General features: G+C 72.6%; 18 protein-coding genes. 15 read left to right on the top strand and 3 right to left on the bottom strand.

What is annotated here, in order from left to right:
• Nucleotides 1-425: 425 nt before the first annotated feature.
• Together phoH2 and AC3WRT_RS11910 are read left to right on the top strand one after the other, a co-directional pair.
• Nucleotides 426-1,661 (top strand): RNA 5'-3' helicase PhoH2, encoded by a 1,236-nt coding sequence (gene phoH2 / locus AC3WRT_RS11915; RefSeq protein WP_492722242.1) that lies wholly within the window; start codon nt 426-428, stop codon nt 1,659-1,661.
• Nucleotides 1,662-1,955: 294 nt separating this feature from the next.
• Nucleotides 1,956-2,852, top strand: a complete 897-nt coding sequence (locus tag AC3WRT_RS11910) for an aggregation-promoting factor C-terminal-like domain-containing protein (RefSeq protein WP_492722122.1) — start codon at nt 1,956-1,958, stop codon at nt 2,850-2,852.
• Between the two features lie 99 nt (nt 2,853-2,951).
• Here AC3WRT_RS11910 and coaA read toward each other — a convergent pair whose 3' ends face one another.
• On the bottom strand, nt 2,952-3,962 hold the full coding sequence (gene coaA / locus AC3WRT_RS11905; RefSeq protein ID WP_492722120.1) for a type I pantothenate kinase: 1,011 nt from the start codon (nt 3,960-3,962) through the stop codon (nt 2,952-2,954).
• Nucleotides 3,963-4,025: 63 nt separating this feature from the next.
• Between coaA and glmS the strand changes: the two genes are divergently transcribed.
• The 9 genes from glmS to tsaD all read left to right on the top strand — a co-directional run bounded on the left by glmS (nt 4,026) and on the right by tsaD (nt 13,256).
• Entirely contained in the window at nt 4,026-5,885 is a 1,860-nt protein-coding gene (gene glmS, locus AC3WRT_RS11900) for a glutamine--fructose-6-phosphate transaminase (isomerizing) (RefSeq protein WP_492722119.1), read from the top strand.
• Between the two features lies 1 nt (nt 5,886).
• The gene (locus AC3WRT_RS11895; protein WP_492722117.1) at nt 5,887-6,237 is read left to right on the top strand and encodes a holo-ACP synthase; all 351 of its coding nucleotides are present in this window, start codon (nt 5,887-5,889) and stop codon (nt 6,235-6,237) included.
• Nucleotides 6,237-7,838 (top strand): bifunctional ADP-dependent NAD(P)H-hydrate dehydratase/NAD(P)H-hydrate epimerase, encoded by a 1,602-nt coding sequence (locus AC3WRT_RS11890; protein WP_492722116.1) that lies wholly within the window; start codon nt 6,237-6,239, stop codon nt 7,836-7,838. Before AC3WRT_RS11895 ends, AC3WRT_RS11890 begins: the two co-directional genes overlap by 1 nt.
• A gap of 70 nt (nt 7,839-7,908) precedes the next feature.
• Nucleotides 7,909-9,174 carry an alanine racemase gene (gene alr, locus AC3WRT_RS11885; RefSeq protein WP_492722114.1) on the top strand — a complete coding sequence of 422 codons (1,266 nt, stop codon included), beginning with the start codon at nt 7,909-7,911 and terminating at the stop codon, nt 9,172-9,174.
• A complete protein-coding gene (locus tag AC3WRT_RS11880) occupies nt 9,171-10,421 on the top strand; it encodes an alpha/beta fold hydrolase (RefSeq protein WP_492722112.1) in 1,251 nt (416 codons plus the stop codon). The genes alr and AC3WRT_RS11880 overlap by 4 nt, the downstream gene beginning before the upstream one ends.
• Complete coding sequence (tsaE, locus tag AC3WRT_RS11875; protein ID WP_492722111.1) at nt 10,418-10,891, top strand: tRNA (adenosine(37)-N6)-threonylcarbamoyltransferase complex ATPase subunit type 1 TsaE; 474 nt, start codon at nt 10,418-10,420, stop codon at nt 10,889-10,891. Before AC3WRT_RS11880 ends, tsaE begins: the two co-directional genes overlap by 4 nt.
• Nucleotides 10,892-10,996: 105 nt before the next feature.
• The gene (tsaB, locus tag AC3WRT_RS11870; RefSeq protein ID WP_492722109.1) at nt 10,997-11,710 is read left to right on the top strand and encodes a tRNA (adenosine(37)-N6)-threonylcarbamoyltransferase complex dimerization subunit type 1 TsaB; all 714 of its coding nucleotides are present in this window, start codon (nt 10,997-10,999) and stop codon (nt 11,708-11,710) included.
• Nucleotides 11,707-12,213: a ribosomal protein S18-alanine N-acetyltransferase gene (rimI, locus tag AC3WRT_RS11865; RefSeq protein WP_492722108.1), complete on the top strand. Its 507-nt coding sequence runs from the start codon at nt 11,707-11,709 to the stop codon at nt 12,211-12,213. Before tsaB ends, rimI begins: the two co-directional genes overlap by 4 nt.
• Nucleotides 12,210-13,256, top strand: a complete 1,047-nt coding sequence (tsaD, locus tag AC3WRT_RS11860; RefSeq protein WP_492722107.1) for a tRNA (adenosine(37)-N6)-threonylcarbamoyltransferase complex transferase subunit TsaD — start codon at nt 12,210-12,212, stop codon at nt 13,254-13,256. Before rimI ends, tsaD begins: the two co-directional genes overlap by 4 nt.
• Before the next feature lie 174 nt (nt 13,257-13,430).
• On the opposite strand, the gene AC3WRT_RS11855 is transcribed toward tsaD, so the two are convergent.
• Complete coding sequence (locus tag AC3WRT_RS11855; RefSeq protein ID WP_492722106.1) at nt 13,431-14,456, bottom strand: glycoside hydrolase family 3 N-terminal domain-containing protein; 1,026 nt, start codon at nt 14,454-14,456, stop codon at nt 13,431-13,433.
• Nucleotides 14,457-14,833: 377 nt separating this feature from the next.
• On the opposite strand from AC3WRT_RS11855, the gene AC3WRT_RS11850 reads away from it, so the two are divergent.
• Nucleotides 14,834-15,823, top strand: a complete 990-nt coding sequence (locus AC3WRT_RS11850) for a nucleoside hydrolase (protein ID WP_492722104.1) — start codon at nt 14,834-14,836, stop codon at nt 15,821-15,823.
• On the top strand, nt 15,823-16,656 hold the full coding sequence (locus AC3WRT_RS11845) for a PfkB family carbohydrate kinase (protein WP_492722103.1): 834 nt from the start codon (nt 15,823-15,825) through the stop codon (nt 16,654-16,656). The genes AC3WRT_RS11850 and AC3WRT_RS11845 overlap by 1 nt, the downstream gene beginning before the upstream one ends.
• Nucleotides 16,657-16,821: 165 nt before the next feature.
• Here the strand turns inward: AC3WRT_RS11845 and AC3WRT_RS11840 are convergent, their stop codons facing one another.
• Entirely contained in the window at nt 16,822-18,063 is a 1,242-nt protein-coding gene (locus tag AC3WRT_RS11840; RefSeq protein WP_492722102.1) for a class I SAM-dependent methyltransferase, read from the bottom strand.
• Between the two features lie 294 nt (nt 18,064-18,357).
• On the opposite strand from AC3WRT_RS11840, the gene groES reads away from it, so the two are divergent.
• Both groES and groL read left to right on the top strand, forming a co-directional pair.
• Nucleotides 18,358-18,654, top strand: coding sequence for a co-chaperone GroES (gene groES / locus AC3WRT_RS11835; RefSeq protein WP_492722101.1), 297 nt, complete (start codon nt 18,358-18,360; stop codon nt 18,652-18,654).
• A 114-nt stretch (nt 18,655-18,768) separates the two neighbouring features.
• Nucleotides 18,769-20,385: a chaperonin GroEL gene (gene groL / locus AC3WRT_RS11830; protein WP_492722100.1), complete on the top strand. Its 1,617-nt coding sequence runs from the start codon at nt 18,769-18,771 to the stop codon at nt 20,383-20,385.
• Nucleotides 20,386-20,565: the final 180 nt, after the last annotated feature.

Below are 20,565 nucleotides of genomic sequence, written 5' to 3'. Positions count from 1 at the left end.
TTCGACGACCCGTCGCAGCCCTCTGCCGACGCGACACGCCATCACGCGCACACGCAATCCGCCTGGTTGTCGGTCCCGGGTCGTACCGTCGTCCCAACGGCCGACACCCGTCGGACGTTGCCAGGAGGCCCACCCATGGAGCGATCGCTCAGGACGGAGGGCCGGGCACCACGCCACCCTCTGGTGGACGCCCGGCATCTCGGGAGCGACTAGGCGCGCAGCGCGCGCCGCAGAGGGAGTGGCACATGGCACGTACGACTCGTCAGGTCACGTCGGACCCCGCCAGCACGACCACCAGGCCGGCCGCGGACTCCGCACGCGCCACCACCACTCGCGCCGGCACGCGCACCGCGGCACGCGAGCGCGAGCCCGGGCACAAGACGTACGTGCTCGACACCTCGGTACTGCTGTCCGACCCGCGGGCGATGCTGCGCTTCGCCGAGCACGAGGTGGTCCTGCCCGTCGTCGTCGTCACCGAGCTCGAGGGTAAGCGCCACCACCCGGAGCTCGGCTACTTCGCCCGCCAGGCGCTGCGGCTGCTCGACGACCTGCGCATCAGCGAGGGACGCCTCGACAAGCCGGTGGCCGTGGGCTCCGACGGCGGCACGCTGCGGGTCGAGCTCAACCACACCGACCCCAGCTCGCTGCCGGCGGGCTTCCGGCTCGGCGACAACGACACGCGGATCCTCGCGGTCGCCCGCAACCTCGCCAACGAGGGCTGCGACGTGACGGTCGTGTCCAAGGACCTGCCGATGCGCGTCAAGGCGTCGGCCTGCGGCCTGGAGGCGGAGGAGTACCGCCACGAGCAGGGCGTCGACACCGGGTGGACCGGCCTGCGCGAGCTCGAGGTCACCACCGACGAGCTCGACCAGCTCTACGACCACGGTCGCATCGAGCACGCCGGTGCGGCGGAGCTGCCGTGCCACACCGGCCTCGTGCTGCTCTCGCCGCGGGGAAGCGGTCTGGGGCGCGTCGGGGCCGACAAGCAGATCCGCCTCGTCCGGGGCGACCGCGACGCGTTCGGCCTGCACGGTCGCAGCGCCGAGCAGCGCATCGCGCTCGACCTGCTCCTCGACCCCGACGTCGGCATCGTCAGCCTCGGTGGCCGGGCCGGCACCGGCAAGTCCGCCCTCGCGCTGTGCGCCGGCCTCGAGTCGGTGATGGAGCGCCGCATCCAGCGCAAGGTCCTCGTCTTCCGTCCACTCTTTGCCGTCGGTGGGCAGGAGCTCGGCTACCTACCGGGTACCGAGGCGGAGAAGATGAACCCTTGGGGGCAGGCGGTCTTCGACACCCTGAGCGCCCTGGTGTCCACGGAGGTCGTGGAGGAGGTCATGGACCGGGGCCTGCTCGAGGTCCTGCCGCTCACCCACATCCGCGGCCGCTCGCTGCACGACGCCTTCGTCATCGTCGACGAGGCCCAGTCCCTCGAGCGCAACGTGCTGCTCACGGTGCTGAGCCGCATCGGCCAGAACTCCAAGGTGGTGCTGACCCACGACGTCGCCCAGCGCGACAACCTTCGGGTCGGGCGGCACGACGGGGTGGCGGCCGTCATCGAGAAGCTGAAGGGGCACCCGCTCTTCGCCCACGTGACCCTCACGCGGAGCGAGCGCAGCCCGATCGCTGCGCTCGTCACTGACATGTTGGAGGGCCTCGAGGTGTGACGTGGGTCACAACCCTCGCTCGCCTCCCCGAGCACGTAGCTCGGGGAGGCTGTGCCCCGGGTCACGGCCAAGGCGCCTGTCGGACTGTCCTTCCGCGGCCGCCGACTTGCTCCGTGAGCATTTGGATGGCACCGTTGGGCCTCGACAGATCTCGGAACGGTAACGCTGACACCTGACGTGGCGCTCGTTCGGCTCCGGGATCTTGCACTGCGCGTCGGTCGTCGCCGGGCGCGGGTCATCACCTGCGCCGCACCCGACGCAGCCCCCGAACCCAGGAAGGCGTGACGTCTGTTCATGGCACGGTATGAAGGCCGGCACCGCAACGCTCCGGCCCCCTCGACCGGTCCCAGCTCGAGCCGGGGCGCAGCCCGCGCCCCCGACTCCGCACAGACCACCCTGTCCGCTGGTGAGCCGGCGGGCCGCGACGAGCTCTGCGTCCCGTCTTCGACCCACTCGACCCACTCGACCTCCGGGCGCAGCACCCGCCACCTGAAGGAGCAGCGGCAGCATCGCAGGCGGCACTTCGGGCGCCCGATCCTCGCCGGCGCCCTGGCGCTCGGCCTCGGCGCCTCAGGCCTGGCCTACGCCAAGGCCAACAACCTGATCGGCACCGACGCAGCAGCGTTCGTCGTGGGCAGCGGCGTCGTCGCCCAGACCGACGAGCTGGCTCGCGCCTCCACCGTCGACACGACGTACCGCGCTGCGGCGTCGGTGTCGCGCAACGAGCGTCGCACCGCGATCGCCGCGACCGGCCTGCGCTCCGCCAAGGAGCTCGAGGTCCAGAAGAAGAAGGAAGCCGCCAAGCAGGCCGAGAAGGCCCGGGCGGCTGCACAGCAGGCAGCGCTCGCCAAGGAGCGCCAGAACGCCGTCGCCAACGCCAAGGGCGACCCCAAGTCGGCGGCTCGCGTGCTCATGGCCGACCAGGGCTGGACGAGCGACGCGCAGTACAACTGCCTCGTCAACCTCTGGACCGGAGAGAGCGACTGGCGCTGGTTCGCCGAGAACCCGAGCTCCGGCGCCTACGGCATCCCGCAGTCGCTGCCGGCCAGCAAGATGTCGCAGTTCGGCGCGGACTACCGCACCAACCCGCTGACCCAGATCAAGTGGGGCCTCTGGTACATCAAGATGTCCTACGGCAACCCGTGCAACGCCTGGTCCACGTGGCAGGCCCGTTCGCCGCACTGGTACTGACCCCACCGGCCCGCAAGGGCCGTGCCCGCTTCCGTATGCCGTGTGGGGGGCCCTCAGGGAGCCCGCCCCACGGCATACGTGCGTGGGACGCCCCCGCGATCAGATCTTGCGGAGGCGCACCCGCCGGACCTCGTGGTTGTCGCCCTTCGACAGCACGAGGCTGGCCCGTGAGCGAGTCGGCAGGATGTTCTCGACGAGGTTCGGTCCGTTGATCTCGCGCCAGATCCGGTTCGCGGTGGCCACGGCCTCCTGGTCGGAGAGCACGGCATACCGGTGGAAGTAGGAGTCAGGGTTGGAGAACGCCGTCTCGCGCAGGCGCAGGAAGCGCTCGACGTACCACTTGCGCACGTCGTCGACCCACGCGTCGACGTAGACCGAGAAGTCGAAGAAGTCGCTGACGGCCAGCCCTGACCCGCGCACCGGGTGCACCTCGGGAGCCTGCAGCACGTTCAGGCCCTCGACGATGAGCACGTCCGGCTGGCGCACGACGATGCGCTCCCCGGGGACGATGTCGTAGGTGAGGTGCGAGTAGACGGGGGCCGTGACCTCCGGCCGGCCCGACTTGATCTCGGCGACGAAGCGCAGCAGAGCCCGACGGTCGTAGGACTCCGGGAAGCCCTTGCGCTGCAGCAGCCCGCGGCGCTCGAGCTCCGCGTTGGGCAGCAGGAACCCGTCGGTCGTCACGAGCGCGACCCGCGGCGTGTCCGGCCAGCGGGCGAGCATCTCGCGCAGGATGCGCGCGGTCGTCGACTTGCCGACGGCAACGGAGCCCGCCACGCCGATGACGAAGGGCGTCCTGGCGGGCCGTTCGCCGAGGAAGTCGCTCGTCACCTGGTGCAGCTGACGCGTCGCCCCGACGTAGAAGTTGAGCAGCCGGGACAGGGGGAGGTAGACCTCCTCGACCTCGTTGAGGTCGACACGGTCGCCGAGCCCGCGCAGGCGCGCCAGGTCGGCGTCGTCGAGGTTGAGCGGGTGGTTCTCCCGCAGCCGCGACCACGCGACCCGGTCGAACTCGACGTAGGGCGACGGGATCGCGGTGCCGGCCACGCCGGTGCCACCGGCGTAACCGTCCCCGCCGGTACCGCTGGATGGCTCCGACACGAGCGACATTGTTGCGGACGCGGCGCCCTGGGGTGGCCTCGGCCCCACACGGGGTCCCCTAGGCTGGCCCCCATGTGTGGAATCGTGGGATACGTCGGGCGGTCGAACGACGGTACGGCACTCGACGTCGTCATGGAGGGCCTGGCCCGTCTGGAGTACCGCGGCTACGACTCGGCCGGGGTGGCCCTGGTCGCCGGTGACCGCGTCGAGACCCGCAAGAAGTCGGGCAAGCTCGCGAACCTCACGGCCGAGCTCGAGGCCGAACCGCTGCCGACGTCCACCACGGGCATCGGTCACACGCGGTGGGCGACGCACGGCGGCCCGACGGACGAGAACGCCCACCCGCACCGCGGCGGCCAGGACGGCAAGCTCGCCCTCATCCACAACGGCATCATCGAGAACTTCCACGCCCTCAAGGCGGGCCTGCTGGCCGACGGCGTCGACTTCACGAGTGAGACCGACACCGAGGTCGTCGCCCACCTGCTCGCCGCCGCCTACGACCGCGAGCTAGACCTGACGGCCGCGATGCGTGCCGTCGTCGCCGAGCTGGACGGCGCCTTCACCCTCCTCGCGATCCACGCCGACCAGCCGGAGGTGGTCGTCGGCGCGCGGCGCAACAGCCCGCTCGTCGTGGGCCTCGGCGACGACGCCAACTACCTCGGCTCCGACGTCGCCGCCTTCATCGGCCACACCCGCCACGCCCTCGAGCTGGCCCAGGACCAGATCGTCACCATCACCCCCGACGGTGCCACGGTCGTCAACTTCGACGGCACGCCCGCCGAGGGCAAGGCGTACGAGGTCACCTGGGATGCCGCGGCCGCCGAGAAGGGCGGCTACACGACGTTCATGGAGAAGGAGATCCACGACCAGCCGCACGCGGTCGCCGACACCCTCCTCGGGCGCACCGACGCGGAGGGCCGGCTCGTCCTCGACGAGATGAGCATCTCCGAGGAGCAGCTGAAGTCCGTCGACCGGATCACGATCGTCGCCTGCGGCACGGCCGCATATGCCGGCATGGTCGCGAAGTACGCCATCGAGCACTGGACCCGCATCCCCGTCGAGGTCGCCCTCGCGCACGAGTTCCGCTACTGCGACCCGATCGTCGACGGCCGCACCCTCGTGGTCTCCATCAGCCAGTCCGGCGAGACGATGGACACCCTGATGGCGGTCAAGCACGCCCACGACCTCGGCGCCATCACGCTCTCGGTCTGCAACACCCACGGGTCGACGATCCCGCGCGAGTCCGATGCCGTGCTCTACACGCACGCCGGACCGGAGATCGCGGTCGCCTCGACCAAGGCCTTCCTCGCGCAGATCACCGCCTGCTACGTCCTGGGCCTCTACCTCGCGCAGCTGCGCGGCGGCTCGTACGCCGACGACGCGCAGTCGGTGATGAAGGAGCTCGCCGGCGTCCCCGCGAAGATCGAGACCCTGCTGGGACAGATGGACCGCGTCAAGGAGGTGGCCGGCTTCATGGCCGACACCCGCTCGGTGCTCTTCCTCGGCCGTCACGTCGGCTACCCGATCGCCATGGAGGGCGCGCTCAAGCTCAAGGAGCTTGCCTACATCCACGCGGAGGGCTTCGCAGCGGGTGAGCTCAAGCACGGACCCATCGCCCTGATCGAGCCGGGCCAGCCGGTCTTCGTCGTGGTGCCGTCGCCGACGAGCGAGCACGGCCTGCACGGCAAGGTCGTCAGCAACATCCAGGAGATCCGGGCCCGTGGCGCCCGCACCCTCGTCATCGCCGAGGAGGGAGACGAGTCGGTCGAGCCCTTCGCCGACGAGGTCATCCGGGTGCCGGCCACCTCGCCGCTGCTGGCGCCGCTGCTGACCGTCGTGCCGCTCCAGGTCTTCGCGCTGTGGCTGTCGACGGCCAAGGGCCTCGACGTCGACCAGCCGCGCAACCTCGCCAAGTCGGTCACGGTCGAGTGACGTGATCGTCGGGGTCGGGATCGACGTCGTCGACATCGCGCGTTTCGAGGCGACCCTCGAGCGCACGCCGGCGCTCCGCGAGCGGCTCTTCACCGTCGAGGAGCGCCACCTCGGCATCGCCTCGCTCGCCGCTCGGTTCGCCGCCAAGGAGGCGCTCGCGAAGTCGCTCGGTGCCCCCGTCGGGCTGCACTGGACCGACGCCCAGGTCGTGTCGCAGGACGACGGCCGGCCCTCGCTGGAGATCGGGGGCACCGTGCTGGCGCGGGCCAACGACCTCGGCGTCGACTCCTTCCACCTGTCCCTGTCACACGACGCGGGTGTCGCGTCGGCCGTCGTCATCGCGGAGGGCTGATGATTCGCGCACACTCCGTGGAGGCGGTCCGGGCCGCCGAGGCCGCGGCCATGGCGGAGCTGCCCGAGGGCGAGCTCATGTCCCGTGCCGCCGCCGGCCTCGCCGAGGTCGCTTCTGCCCGCCTGGCCGACGCCGACGGCGCCACCGTGGTCGGTCTGGTCGGGGCCGGGGACAACGGCGCGGACACCTTGTATGCCGTCGCACACCTCGCCGGGTCGGGCTTCACGTGTGCTGCGGTCCTGGTCCCGCCCTCGGGCCGCGCAGGCGTGCACGCCGCCGGTCTCGAGGCTGCCGAGTCGGCCGGGGTCACGGTCCACGTCGCGAGCGACGACCCGGAGTCCGCCGCCGAGGTGGTGGCCGAGGCGGACCTCGTCCTCGACGGCATCGTGGGCATCGGCGGGCGTCCGGGCCTGCGCCCAGAGGCAGCGCACCTGGTCGACGCCATCGACGACGACGCGTGGGTGCTGGCCGTCGACCTCGCGAGCGGGCTCGACCCCGCCGGTGAGTCGGGGGAGGACGACGCCGTGTGGGCCGACGAGACCGTCACCTTCGGCACGCCCAAGCCCGTGCACCTGCTTCCGGCCGGTGAGGCGGCGACCGGCCGCCTGACGGTCGTCGACATCGGCATCGACGTCGACGACGTGCCCGCCGCGGTCGAGCGGTTGACCTGGGACGACGTCTCAAAGCTGTGGCCGGTGCCGGGCCGCGGTGACGACAAGTACTCCCGGGGGGTCCTCGGCGTCGTTGCGGGCAGCGAGAGCTACCCCGGGGCGGCGGTGCTCTGCACGACAGCGGCAGCCGAGGCCGGGGTCGGGATGCTTCGCTACGTCGGCACGCCGACCCCCGTGGGCCTGGTGCACCAGGCCGTGCCCGAGGCCGTCGTCGGCGACGGACGGGTGCAGGCCTGGGTCGTCGGGCCCGGGCTCGACACCGAGGCCGGCGACGATCTCGCCCGGACCCAGCTCGACGCGGCCCGCGGCGCGCTGGCGAACGACCTCCCGGTGGTGATCGACGCCGGCGGCCTGGCGCTCGTCGACGAACGGCGTGGCGCGCCGACGGTGCTGACGCCGCACGCCGGCGAGCTCGCGCGGCTCCTCACCCGCCTCCAACGGCCGTCATCCGGGACCGATGACGAAGATCCGAGCCGTTCGGGCGCCGCCGCGAGCGTGGACGCCGCGAGGAGCCGCCCCATCGGTCCCGCCAGCGGTGGGGACCACGCCGAGCGCGACGTCACCGCCGACGACGTCAAGGCCGACCCGCTGGGCCACGCCCGGCGTCTCGCGGCCCTGACGGGGGCCACGGTGCTGCTCAAGGGCGCCACCACCCTGGTCGTCACCGACGGCGAGGCGGTGCGCTCCCAGGCCGACGCGCCGCCGTGGCTCGCCACGGCCGGCGCCGGTGACGTGCTCTCGGGCGTCATCGGGGCGCTCCTCGCAGCCGGCCTGCCACCGCACGATGCAGCCTCCCTCGGAGCCCTCGTGCATGGCGTGGCCGCCGACCGCGTGTCCGGCGGCGGCCCGCTGCGGGCCCTGGCTGTGGCACACGGCATACGCCCGACGGTGCGCGACCTGCTGGCCCGGGGACGGTCCGCGCCCGGCTGAGCGCCGGCCGGCGGGCGCCCTGCCCGGACCCGTTTCTGCACCACCTCGACGAACTGCGAGACTTGCACCGATGAGCCAGATCGACGCTGCCGACGCCGAGCGGACGGCGACACCCTCCGTGGACCGGACCACCGCTCCGCAGACCCACGGCCTGCCCCTGTGGGCCGAGGTCGACCTCGGCGCGATCGAGGCCAACGTGCGCACCCTCCGTGCCCGCGCGGCCTCGTCGGAGCTCATGGCGGTCGTCAAGGCGGACGCCTACGGCCACGGCCTGCTGCCCGTGGCCCGCGCCGCGGTTCGCGGTGGCGCCACCTGGCTGGGAGCCGCACAGTTCCCAGAGGCGTTCGCCCTGCGCGACGCCGGCGTGACGACGCGGATGCTGACCTGGCTGAGCGTGCCGGGCTCCGACTTCGGCGGCGCCATCTCGCGTGACATCGACCTGTCCGCCTCGGCGCTCTGGGTGCTCGACGAGATCGCCGCCGCCGCGAGCGCCCTGGGCCGCACGGCCCGCGTGCACCTCAAGGTCGACACGGGCCTGGGCCGGGGTGGTGCCTACGGTGCCGACTGGACCGCGCTGGTGCGGCACGCCCGGCGGCACGAGGCCGAGGGCGCCATCACGGTCGTCGGCATCTGGACCCACTTCGCGCACGCCGACTCGCCCGAGCACCCGACGGTGCTTGGCCAGCAGGAGCGCTTCTTCGAGGCCGTCGGCGAGGCCGAGCAGGCCGGCCTCCGTCCGGAGGTGCGCCACCTGGCCAACTCCGCCGCCACCCTGGTGCACCCGTCGGCCCACGCCGACCTCGTGCGGCCCGGCATCGCGATCTACGGCCTGACCCCCGTGCCGCAGGTCGACGACGACTTCGGGCTGCGACCGGCCATGACGCTGCGCGCCCGCCTCGCCCTGGTCAAGGCACTGCCGGCGGGCCAGGGCATCAGCTACGGCCACGCCTACGTCCCCGAGGTGGACACCGTGGTCGGCCTCGTCCCGGCCGGCTATGCGGACGGGGTGCCCCGCAACGCCACCAACGTCGGGCCGCTCCTCGTCGACGGCAGGCGCACGACCATCGCCGGGCGTGTCTGCATGGACCAGTTCGTCGTCGACCTCGGTCCTGGGTCGCCGGCGCGGGCAGGCGACGTCGTCACCCTCTTCGGGGGCGCTGCCGGCGAGCCGACCGCGCAGGAGTGGGCCGACGCCACCGACACGATCAGCTACGAGATCGTCACCCGGGTCGGGGCGCGCGTCCCGAGGCTGTACGTCGGCGACGTCAGCGATGTGAGCGACGTCAGGGACGTGGGCGTCATGGCCGACCTGGCCAAGTCGGAGGGCCGCGCATGAGCCCGCGGCGCAACCCCGTCCTCGGCATCGCGGCCGCCACCCTCGGCGTCGCCGCAGGTGTCGCCGCCGGCATCGCCGCCGACCGCGCCGGCAAGCACCGCGCGGCGATGGCGGCGCTCGAGACCCCCGAGCTGCTCGACATCACCCCCGACGAGGAACGTGTCGTGCTCACCGACGACGGCGTCCCCCTGCACGTCGAGATCGACCTGCCCGCACCCGAGGACGCCCGGCGCGCAGCCGCCGGGGCGACGCGTCACGACCGCCCCGACGAGCTGCCCACCGTCGTGCTGACACACGGCTACTGCCTCAGCCTGCGCTGCTGGGTCTACCAGCGGCGCGCCCTCAAGGAGGCGGGCTACCGCGTCGTCAGCTGGGACCAGCGTGGCCACGGCCGCTCGGGCCGGGGGGAGAAGGACAGCTACACCATCGACCGGCTCGGCCAGGACCTCCAGGCGGTGCTCGCCGACACCGTGCCCGAGGGCGACATCGTCCTCGTCGGCCACTCCATGGGCGGCATGACGATGCTGGCGCTCGGGGAGCAGCAGCCCGCGTTCGTCGTCGAGCGGGTGGTGGGTGCCGGGTTCATCGCGACCAGTGCCGGTGGCCTGATGCTCGCCAACGGCGGCCGCACCGCCACCTTCGGGCGGCTCATGCTCGAGCGACTGGGGCCCGGGGTGCTGGGCTCCCTCGCCAACCGGCCGGAGCTGTTCAGCCGCTTCAGGCACGTGGCCCGTGACCTCGAGCACTTCCTGGTCGAGCAGAACTCCTTCGCCTCGCCCGTGCCGCGGTCGGTGGTCCGCTACACCGCGGACATGCTGCTCGGCACCCCGCTCGACGTGGTCAACGACTACCTGCAGACCTTCGACGGCTTCGACAAGCGGCCGGCGCTGACAGAGTTCCGGCACGCCGTCGTTCTCGTCTTCAACGGCCGCGACGACATCCTGACGCCGCCGTCGCACAGCGAGCTCATCGTCGAGGGCATCCCCGGTGCGGAGCACATCGTGGTCAACGACGCCGGCCACGTCATCATGCTCGAGCACCCCGACCTGCTGGGCGCCCACCTGGTGCAGCTCGTCGACCAGTCGGCCCGGTCCCGCGTCGAGCAGATCGAGGTCGACCAGCAGCCGCGCGTGCGCCGCATCGTCACCGACGTCGCGAAGAACCGTCGGCTGCGACGCCTCGAGAAGGAGGCCGCCGCGCTCGCGCGCTCTGGTCGCGGCAAGCGGGCCCGCAGGCAGGGAGCATGAGCGCGGTGCAGCGCGAGGTCCGCTGGGCCACCACCGAGCAGACCCAGGAGTTCGGCCGCAGCCTCGGCACGCTGCTGCGCGGCGGCGACGTGCTCGTCCTGACCGGCGACCTCGGCGCGGGCAAGACCACCCTGACCCAGGGCATCGCCGAGGGCCTGGCCGTGCGCGGGCCCATCACCTCGCCGACCTTCGTCATCGCGCGGGTGCACCCCTCACTGGTCGGGGGTCCGTCGCTCGTCCACGTCGACGCCTACCGGCTGGGGTCGGCCCTCGAGCTCGACGACCTCGACCTCGACGCCGACCTCGACGCGAGCGTGACCGTCGTCGAGTGGGGCGCCGGGCTCGTCGAGCAGCTGAGCGAGTCGCGTCTCGAGCTGACGATCACCGGAGACGACGTACGCACCGCCCGCCTCGTCGGCGTGGGGGACCGCTGGTGCGAGGTCCTCGACGAGGTCGCGCCGGCCGCCTGACCCAGCCCCTTTCTCCCGCCAGCCGCGAGGCGGACCCGGCCACCCGGCATACCCCGCCTCTGCCGGGTTCGGGGACCGCGCAGGCGCTCGGATAGCCTGACCGACGTGCTCCTGCTCGCGATCGACACCTCGACGACCGCCATCACCGTCGGCCTCCACGACGGCACCTCGGTCGTCGCCGAGGTCACCACGCTCGACGCCCGCGCGCATGCCGAGCACCTGGCGCCCGGCATCCGCAAGGCGCTCGCCTCGGTCGACGCCGAGCCCGGCGACGTCACCGACGTCGTGGTCGGCATCGGCCCGGGACCGTTCACCGGACTGCGCGTCGGCATCGTCACCGGCCGCACCTTCGCCTTCGCGCTGGGCCGGCCGGTGCGCGGCCTCACCAGCCTCGACGCCATCGCGCACGAGGCGTGGCTGACCGGCCACCGCGGCGACCTGCTCGTCGCCACGGATGCCCGCCGCAAGGAGGTGTATGCCGCCGCGTACCTCCTCGGGAACGCGCGCGCCGACCGCGTCACCGATCCCGCCGTCGTGCGGGCGGCCGACCTGCCGGCCGAGCTGCGGGCACTGCCGACGGCGGGTCGTGGGCCGTCACTGTATTCCGAGGCGCTGCCGCACGCGGTGCCGCCGCTCGACGTCAGCGGCGGAGCGCTCGCGGACCTCGCCATCCGTCGCCTGGGCGACGCGGCGGCGGCCGGGGCCGGCGAGCTGCAGTGGGTGGACGCCGGACACGGCTTCGACGGGCTCGAGCCGCTCTACCTGCGCCGGCCCGACGTCGCCCCGCCCCCGCCCTCCACGAAGTCGACGCTCGGATGACCGTGGCGCAACCGCAGATGCACCTCGGCGGGCAGGTGGTACTTCGTGACCTCGAGTGGACCGACCTCGCCCACCTCGCCGAGCTGGAGCAGCAGCTCTTCGCCGACGACGCCTGGTCGGAGGCGACGTGGTGGGCCGAGCTGGCCGGGCGACCTCGCCGCGACTACGTCCTCGCCGTCGCCTCCGGCGCTGTCGCCGCCGACGTGCTGGGGTATGCCGGTCTCGACGTCGCGGGTGACGTGGCCGACGTCATGACCGTCGCCACCGTCCCCGGCCACCAGGGCCGCGGCATCGGCCGGGTGCTGCTCGCCGAGCTCGTCCGCCGGGCGTCGCTGCGGGGCCTCGAGGCGGTGCTCCTCGAGGTACGGGCCGACAACGACGCGGCTCGCAGGCTCTACGACCGGGCCGGCTTCGAGGTCATCTCGGTGCGCCGCCGCTACTACCAGCCGGGAGACGTCGACGCGCTCGTCATGCGTCTCCTGCTCACGAAGGGAGACACATGAGCGACGAGCCCCTCGTCCTCGGCATCGAGACGTCCTGCGACGAGACCGGCGTCGGCATCGTGCGGGGCCAGACGCTGCTCGTCGACACGGTCGCGAGCAGCGTCGACGAGCACGCCCGCTTCGGCGGCGTCGTGCCCGAGGTCGCGAGCCGCGCCCACCTCGAGGCGATGGTGCCGACCATCGAGCGCGCCTGCCGGGAGGCCGGTGTGCGGCTGCGCGATCTCGACGCGATCTCGGTGACGTCCGGCCCCGGGCTGGCCGGTGCCCTGCTCGTCGGGGTCGCCTCCGCCAAGGCCCTGGCGCTCGCCCTCGGCAAGCCGATCTACGGGGTCAACCATCTCGCCTCCCACGTCGCCGTCGACATCGTCGAGCACGGCCCACTGCCCGAGCCGACGATGGCGATGCTCGTCTCCGGCGGTCACTCCTCGCTGCTGCTCGTGCCGGACGTGACCAACGACGTGCGCTCGCTCGGCGCCACGATGGACGACGCCGCGGGGGAGGCCTTCGACAAGGTCGCCCGGGTCCTCGGCCTGCCGTTCCCCGGCGGCCCGCACGTGGATCGTGCTGCGCGAGAAGGCAACCGGGTCGCCATCGACTTCCCGCGCGGGCTGACGACCGGTCGGGACCTGGAGCGGCACCGCTTCGACTTCTCGTTCTCGGGGCTCAAGACCGCCGTCTCGCGGTGGGTCGAGACGCGCCAGCGAGCCGGCGAGAGCGTGCCGGTAGCCGACGTCGCCGCCAGCTTCCAGGAGGCCGTCGTGGACGTGCTGACCCGCAAGGCGCTGCTGGCCTGCAAGGAGCACGACGTCGACCACCTGCTCATCGGCGGCGGGGTCGCGGCCAACTCACGCCTGCGGGCGCTCGCGCAGGAGCGCTGCGACAAGGCCGGCGTCACCCTGCGTGTCCCACGTCCCGGGCTGTGCACCGACAACGGGGCGATGGTCGCGGCGTTGGGGGCGCAGATGGTGGCCAAGGGGCGCGAGCCGAGCGACCTGGGGCTGCCGACGGACTCGTCGATGCCGGTCACCCTGGTTCAGGCGTAGCGTTTCGGCCGGGTTCGTCGGGCCCGCGGCGACGTTCGCGGCGTGGAGCGTCGGCGGCCGCATGTCGGCACGTCACCTTCCAGCGGCAGCTGGCCGCCTCCGATGCCGCTCGCTCCGCCGCGCGCCCTCCTCTGGGCCGCGCGCCCTCCTTCCTGGCCGCAGCTGTGGCGTGTCTCAGGGGCAGTGGGCCAGGCCCATTCTCAGCTTGAGGTCGACGACTCGGGTGGCGGCTGTCTGGACCAGCTTGGCGAAGGGAGGGCTGGCGTTCATCTTCTTGGTGATGGCGTCGTGCATGGTGGGGACGGTTGCCGGCCGGGCGGTCAGGGTGATGTCGCCCCCGGCCTCGATGAAGCGAGTGGCGCGCTGGCCGACCGGCACTGCGGCGACGGCCTTGGCGGCGCCCACGTCGTCGGTGATGACGACGCCGTCGTACGAGAGCCGGTCGCGCAGCAGGTCGGTGACGATGGGCTTCGAGAAGACGGCATTAGTCCCGGGGTCGATGCGGCTGTAGATCGCCGAGCCGACCATGACGAGCTCGACACCGTCCTGGATGCCGGTGCGGAACGGCTCGAGGAAGGGGTCGTCAACCGTCGTTGTGCTGTCGGTGATGCCGCGTGCGGTCACGTCGGTGTTGCCGGTGATCCGGCCGAGGCCGGGGAAGTGCTTGACCGTCGAAGCGACGCCTCCGGCGCGCATGCCGGCGAGGAACGCTCCGACCATGCGCGACACCCGCTCGGGGTTGCTCGAGAACTGGCGGCCGTACTGCCCGATGGGCGCGTTGGCGCTGCCGATCGAGGTCGGGACGGTGTCGGCGACGGGCGCGAGATTGACGTTGATGCCGGCTGTACGCAGCTGGCTGGCCCAGCTGGTCGCGTCGGTGGTGAGGCCGCTGGGCGAGCCCTGGCCCTGGACTCGCGCGGACGGCATACGACTGAAGCCGTCGCCGCGCAGCTGCTGCACGGCGCCCCCCTCCTGGTCGGCTGCGAGCAGGAGTCCGAGGCCGGCGGTGTCCCGCTTGGAGGCGAGCCCCGCGAGGTGGCGGGTCGTCGTGCGGACACCCTGGACGCCACGGTCCCAACCGCCGAGCAGGATGACGCCACCGAGGTGGCGGCGGGCCACGAGCCCGTCGAGACTCGTGCGGCCGGCGCCGCTGTCGAGGCCGACCATGAGCAGCTGGCCGGCGCGTTCGTCGTCGTCCATCCCGGCGACGATGGACGGGGCGCACGACGACGGGGTGGCGGGCTGGCTGCTCGTTGGTCCTGTGGTCGCGGATCGAGTGCCCGTCGTCGAGGAGCTGGTCGCGGGGCCGGTCTGCGCGGTCGTCGGGGGAGACGTCGGGACCGAGGAGGCCGGCACCGAGGGCGCCGTGGAGCTGCCGGCAGCGGTCGGGCCGGTGGGGGCGGGTGCCGACGTGCACCCGGCTGCGAGCGAGGTCACCGCGGCGACCATCACGACCGACCGGAGCGTCAAGGGGCGGCGGAGTCGGCGAGGGCTACGGCGCATCGCCCGAGGGTATCGCCCCGTGCCGGGGACCACGTGGTCCGGTGCTCCCGCCGCCGAACCGGTACCTTGCCGCTGTGACGACCGAACCCATCCCCGTCGTGCTCGACGTCGACACCGGAGTCGACGACGCCTGCGCCCTGCTCCTCGCCGCCCTGCACCCCGCCCTCGAGCTGCGTGCGGTGTCGTGCGTCGGCGGCAACGCCCCCGTCGACGACGTCGTGCGCAACACGCTGCTGGTGCTCGAGACCGCCGGTCGCGCGGACGTCCCGGTTGCGCGCGGCGCCGAGCGGCCCCTGCTCGAGAGCCCCGTCGACGCACGGCACGTGCACGGCGACGACGGCATGGGCGACCTCGGCTGGGGCCCCGCCGCGACCCGTCCGGACCCGAGGCACGCGGTCGAGCTGCTTCGGGACGTATGCCGTGAGGCGGCCGCCGCCGACCGCCCGGTCACGCTCCTGCCCCTCGCGCCGTTGACGAACATCGCGCTCCTGCTGCGCACGTATCCCGATGCGGCACAAGGCATCTCGGAGATCGTCTTCATGGGCGGCGCCGCGAATGTGGGCAACGCCACGGCCTCGGCAGAGTTCAACGTCTTCCACGACCCCGAGGCGGCCGCGATCGCCCTCGATGCCGCCGCCGACCTGGGGATCCCGGTCACGATGTACGGCCTCGACGTCTTCTACGAGCCGGTCATCGGGGCCGACGTCGTGCGCGAGCTCGTCGGCGTCGGCGGGCGGGGTGCCGCCGAGCTCGGCGGGCGGCTGCTCGACTTCCAGAACGCCCGCTTCGGCCGCGAGGCGTCGACGATCGGCGACGCAGGAGCCGTGTGCGCCGTCCTCGACCGGGCGGCCCTGACGACGGAGACCCTTCCCATCCGGGTGGAGCTCGCCGGCACGTGGTCGCGTGGGCGCACCATCGTCGACCGCCGTGACTGGAGCGGCGACATGGCGCACGACCCGCACGGCGAGGCTCCGGTCCGCATCGACGTGGCGCTGGCCGTCGACGGGCCGCGCTACTCCAAGCTCTGGGCCGACACCCTGCTCGGCCGGGTCGGGGCGCCCTGATGGGACGCGTGGCCGTGCTCGGCTCGCTCAACGTCGACGTCGTCACTCTTGTGGAGCGCCACCCGGCGCCGGGCGAGACGGTGCTGGGCGAGGCCGGCGGCCGTTTCGCCGGAGGCAAGGGTGGCAACCAGGCTGTTGCCGCGGCGAGGGCGGGGGTGAGCCACGTGCAGATGCTTGCGCGGGTGGGCGCCGACGAGGCCGGCGCCGTATACCTCGAGCGCCTGGCCGGGCTCGGGATCGACGCCTCGCCCGTCTCGACCAGCCCGTCCGCGCCCACGGGCACCGCCCTCATCACCGTCGACCAGCAGGGCGAGAACTCCATCATCGTCATCGCGGGCGCCAACGGCGAGGCGGACCCGTCCCTCGCGGCCGAGGCGAGCCGCCTGGGCCCCGGTGACGTGCTGCTCTGCTCGCTCGAGGCGCACCTCGACACGGTGGCCGACGCCGCGAGGGCCGCGCATGCGGCCGGTGCCCGCGTCGTCCTCAACCTCGCGCCGTATGCCGCCCTGCCGCCCGACGTCATCGCGCTCGCCGACCCCGTCGTGGTCAACGAGTCGGAGATGCGGGCGCTCGCGGACTCCGACCTGATGCCGCAGTCGCTGCTCGTGACCTTCGGGGCTGCGGGCGCGCGGTGGGGGACCGACGGGGTCGATGGCATACCCGTGGCTTCGAGCGACCTCGGTGACACCGTCGGCGCCGGGGACGCGTTCTGTGGTGCCCTGGCGGCCGCGCTGGCCGCCGGGGCCGACCGGCAGGCTGCCCTCGAGGCGGCGAACGCAGCGGGTGCGGCCGCCGTGCGCTGGGTCGGCGCCCAGCCGGACGCGGCCCTCTGACGCCCCCTGCACCTGTGGGCGTGGTGGCTCGTGCCGAGCGGCCGCGCGACTGACGTCGCCCCTTCCTCGACGATCTGCGGGTGGTCCTGCATCCGATGGGGTGATCACCCCACCAGACGGCAGATCATGCGGCAGGTCCCGCGCGTCAGGCAGGCGTCGGATGGGTCAGGCCGGCGTCACGACGAGCGCGACCTGGCTGCCGCCGACCCGCGTCAGCACCAGGGTGGCCCCCGAGCCGCCCTTGCCGCGTCCGGTCATCTTCAGCTGCCGGCGCAGCGCGTCGGCGTCGATGGTGACGCCGCGCTTCTTGACCGTGACGCGGTCGTGTCCGTGGTCGCGCAGCCAGCGTGCGAGGCGCTTCGTCGACAGGGGCATCGCCTCGACGACCCGGAAGCGGCGGGCCCAGGGCAGCTCGAGGGCGCTGCTGCTCGACACGTAGCCGACTCCGGTCGCGAGCTCGGCGCCGTCGACCGCCGCGACCAGCGCGCCCGTGAGGCCGGCGCGGATGACGGCCCGGTCCGGCTCGTGGAGCCACTCGCCGATGTCGTTGACCGACATGAGCGCGGGACGCGCGCTGCCCTCGGCGGCGTCCGCCTCCGTGACGACGGCCGTCGAGGTCTCGCTGCAGACGGCCGCGGTGCGCCCCGCCGTCGCGACGAGGGGCCCCCACCAGACCGCGCACTCGAGCACCTCGCCGTGCCACGAAGTCCACTGCGCCTCTGCGCCGCCCGGCACCCGACCGTGGGGAAACGCGGGGGAGAGCTTCGCCCCGGTCGCCGGCACCTGCTCGGCGAAGTCGAGCACCTGCGACCACGACGGCGAGATGGCGTCGAGGGAGAAGACGCGCTTGGTGCGCCCCTTGGCGTCCGCCACCCCGGTGATTCGGCGGGCCGGGTCCAGCCACAGGCCGAGGTGCCGGCGCCCGTCGCCCTGGGGGATGCTCACGTCCTCGGCGAGTCCGTGGGTCACCCGCGCTGACGGCCAGTGGCGGAGGTTGACGGCGGCGACGCGGGCGGTGGTGTCATCGGCGTCGACGGCGTGGACGTTGAGCTCGAGTCCTGCGAAGGCCATCGCGTCGGCGCCCAGCCCGCAGCCGAGGTCGTAGACGTCCCGGACGCCGGCGGCGGCATACCGGTGCGCGTGCCGGGCGGCAATTGCGAGGCGGGTCGACTGCTCCAGCCCGTCGGAGGTGAAGAGCATCCCTGCCGCGAAGTCGCCGAACTTCTCGGCGCCCCGGGAGCGCAGCCGCGACTGGGTCATCGCCGCGGCGACGAGGTCCGCGGCGAAGCCGGCCTCACGCAGCCGACCCTGCAGGTGCAAGGACGTGCCCTCGTCGTAGGGCGGCAGCGACTGGAGCAGCGCCCAGCCCTCACCCGCGGCGAGGCGATCGACCATGGCGGCGTCCATCCCGCCATCCTCGCAGGCCCCCCGTCGAGGGGGCGGGGCCGGCCGGAAGGAGGCGTGCGGGCAGTGTTCGGAGCACTCGCGGGCGCAGGGCCGCCGGGTCCGTGAGCTCCCGAGCATTGGCACTCGACTTGACCGAGTGCTAACGGCATACCTAGATTTCATCTTGTTGGCACTCTCGACCTGAAAGTGCCAGCGCCCTCCTCGAGGGAGGTCGACCCCCGCGACGGCGGCCAGCCTCGAAGAGCCCACAGTCCGTAGTCAGTTTCCGACTGTCCCGAAGGGAAGGTCACCACCGTGTCGGTTTCCATCAAGCCGCTCGAAGACCGCATCGTCGTCAAGTCCCTCGAGGCCGAGCAGACCACCGCTTCCGGCCTCGTCATCCCGGACACGGCCAAGGAGAAGCCCCAGGAGGGCGAGGTCCTCGCCGTCGGCCCCGGCCGCTTCAACGACAACGGCACCGAGCGCGTCCCGCTCGACGTCCAGGTCGGCGACAAGGTCATCTACAGCAAGTACGGCGGCACCGAGGTCAAGTACGGCGGCGAGGAGTACCTCATCCTCTCCGCGCGCGACGTCCTCGCCATCGTCGGCTGACCCAGCCGTATGCCGTGAACGCACCCCGGTGAGCCCCGTCGGGGTCTCCCCGGGGTGCGTCTCGTTCCACCAGATCCCCCGTACCGCATCGCATCACGAGCCAAAAGGAACACCATGGCCAAGAAGCTGGAGTTCAACGACTCCGCCCGCAAGTCGCTGGAGCGCGGCGTCGACGCGCTCGCCAACGCCGTCAAGGTGACGCTCGGCCCGAAGGGTCGCAACGTCGTCATCGACAAGAAGTGGGGCGCCCCGACGATCACGAACGACGGCGTCACCATCGCCCGCGAGATCGAGCTCGAGGACGCCTACGAGAACCTCGGCGCACAGCTCGCCAAGGAGGTCGCCACCAAGACCAACGACGTCGCCGGTGACGGCACGACGACCGCGACCGTCCTCGCCCAGGCCATGGTCAAGGAGGGCCTGCGCAACGTTGCCGCGGGCGCCGCCCCGGCCGCGCTCAAGCGGGGCATGGACAAGGCCGTCACGGCCGTCAACGACCGCCTCCTCGAGAACGCTCGCGAGGTCGACGGCAAGGACGAGATCGCCTCGGTCGCCACGCTCTCCGCCCAGGACACCACCCTCGGTGGTCTCATCGGCGAGGCGTTCGACAAGGTCGGCAAGGACGGCGTCATCACCGTCGAGGAGTCCTCGACGACGGCGACCGAGCTCGAGTTCACCGAGGGGATGCAGTTCGACAAGGGCTACCTCTCGGCCTACTTCGTCACCGACACCGAGCGCATGGAGACCGTCCTCGAGGACGCCTACATCCTCATCAACCAGGGCAAGATCTCCTCGGTCGCCGAGGTGCTCCCGATCCTCGAGAAGGTCGTGCAGTCGGGCAAGCCGCTGCTCATCATCGCCGAGGACGTCGACGGCGAGGCTCTCTCGACCCTGGTCGTCAACAAGATCCGTGGCACCTTCAACGTCGCCGCCGTCAAGGCGCCCGGCTTCGGCGACCGCCGCAAGGCCATGCTCCAGGACATCGCCATCCTCACCGGTGGCCAGGTCATCGCGCCCGAGGTCGGGCTCAGCCTCGACCAGGCCGACCTGACCGTCCTCGGCCAGGCCCGCCGCGTCGTCCTCACCAAGGACAACACGACGATCATCGACGGCAACGGCGAGGAGGGCGAGGTCTCCGGCCGCGTCCACCAGATCAAGGCCGAGATCGAGCGCACCGACTCCGACTGGGACCGCGAGAAGCTCCAGGAGCGCCTCGCCAAGCTCGCCGGCGGCGTCTGCGTCATCAAGGTCGGCGCGCACACCGAGGTCGAGCTCAAGGAGAAGAAGCACCGCATCGAGGACGCCATCTCCGCGACGCGTGCCGCGATCGAGGAGGGCATCGTCGCCGGTGGCGGCACCGCCCTCATCCACGCGGCGTCCGCGATCGACACCCTCGAGCTCACCGGTGACGAGGCCACGGGCGCGACCATCGTGCGCAAGGCCCTCGCTGAGCCGCTGCGCTGGATCGCCGAGAACGCCGGCCTGCAGGGCTACGTCGTCACCTCGAAGGTGGCCGAGCTCGGGCTGGGCCAGGGCCTCAACGCGGCCACGGGCGAGTACGGCGACCTGATCGCCGCCGGCGTCATCGACCCGGTCAAGGTGACCCGTTCCGCGCTGCGCAACGCCGAGTCGATTGCCTCGATGATCCTGTCGACCGACACACTCGTCGTCGACAAGCCCGAGGACGAGGAGCCGGCCGCGGGCGGCCACGGCCACGGCCACGGTCACTGAGCGAGATCACCTCAGGTCAGCACACGGCATACGACAGGACGCCCCGAGCGGCATCCGGTCCAGGCCGTGGAGACACAGCGAGGGCCGCTCCCCGGTGGGGGAGCGGCCCTCGCTGTGTCTCGGCCTCCGTGACCCGTCGTGTCTCGCGGGTCGGCCGAGTGGCGTGGGCCGCTCCCCCAC

Source organism: Terrabacter sp. FW104-15G4B (genome assembly GCF_058790095.1).
The sequence above is the reverse complement of the archived record's forward strand: the minus strand, read 5'-3'. Positions and strand labels throughout refer to the sequence as shown.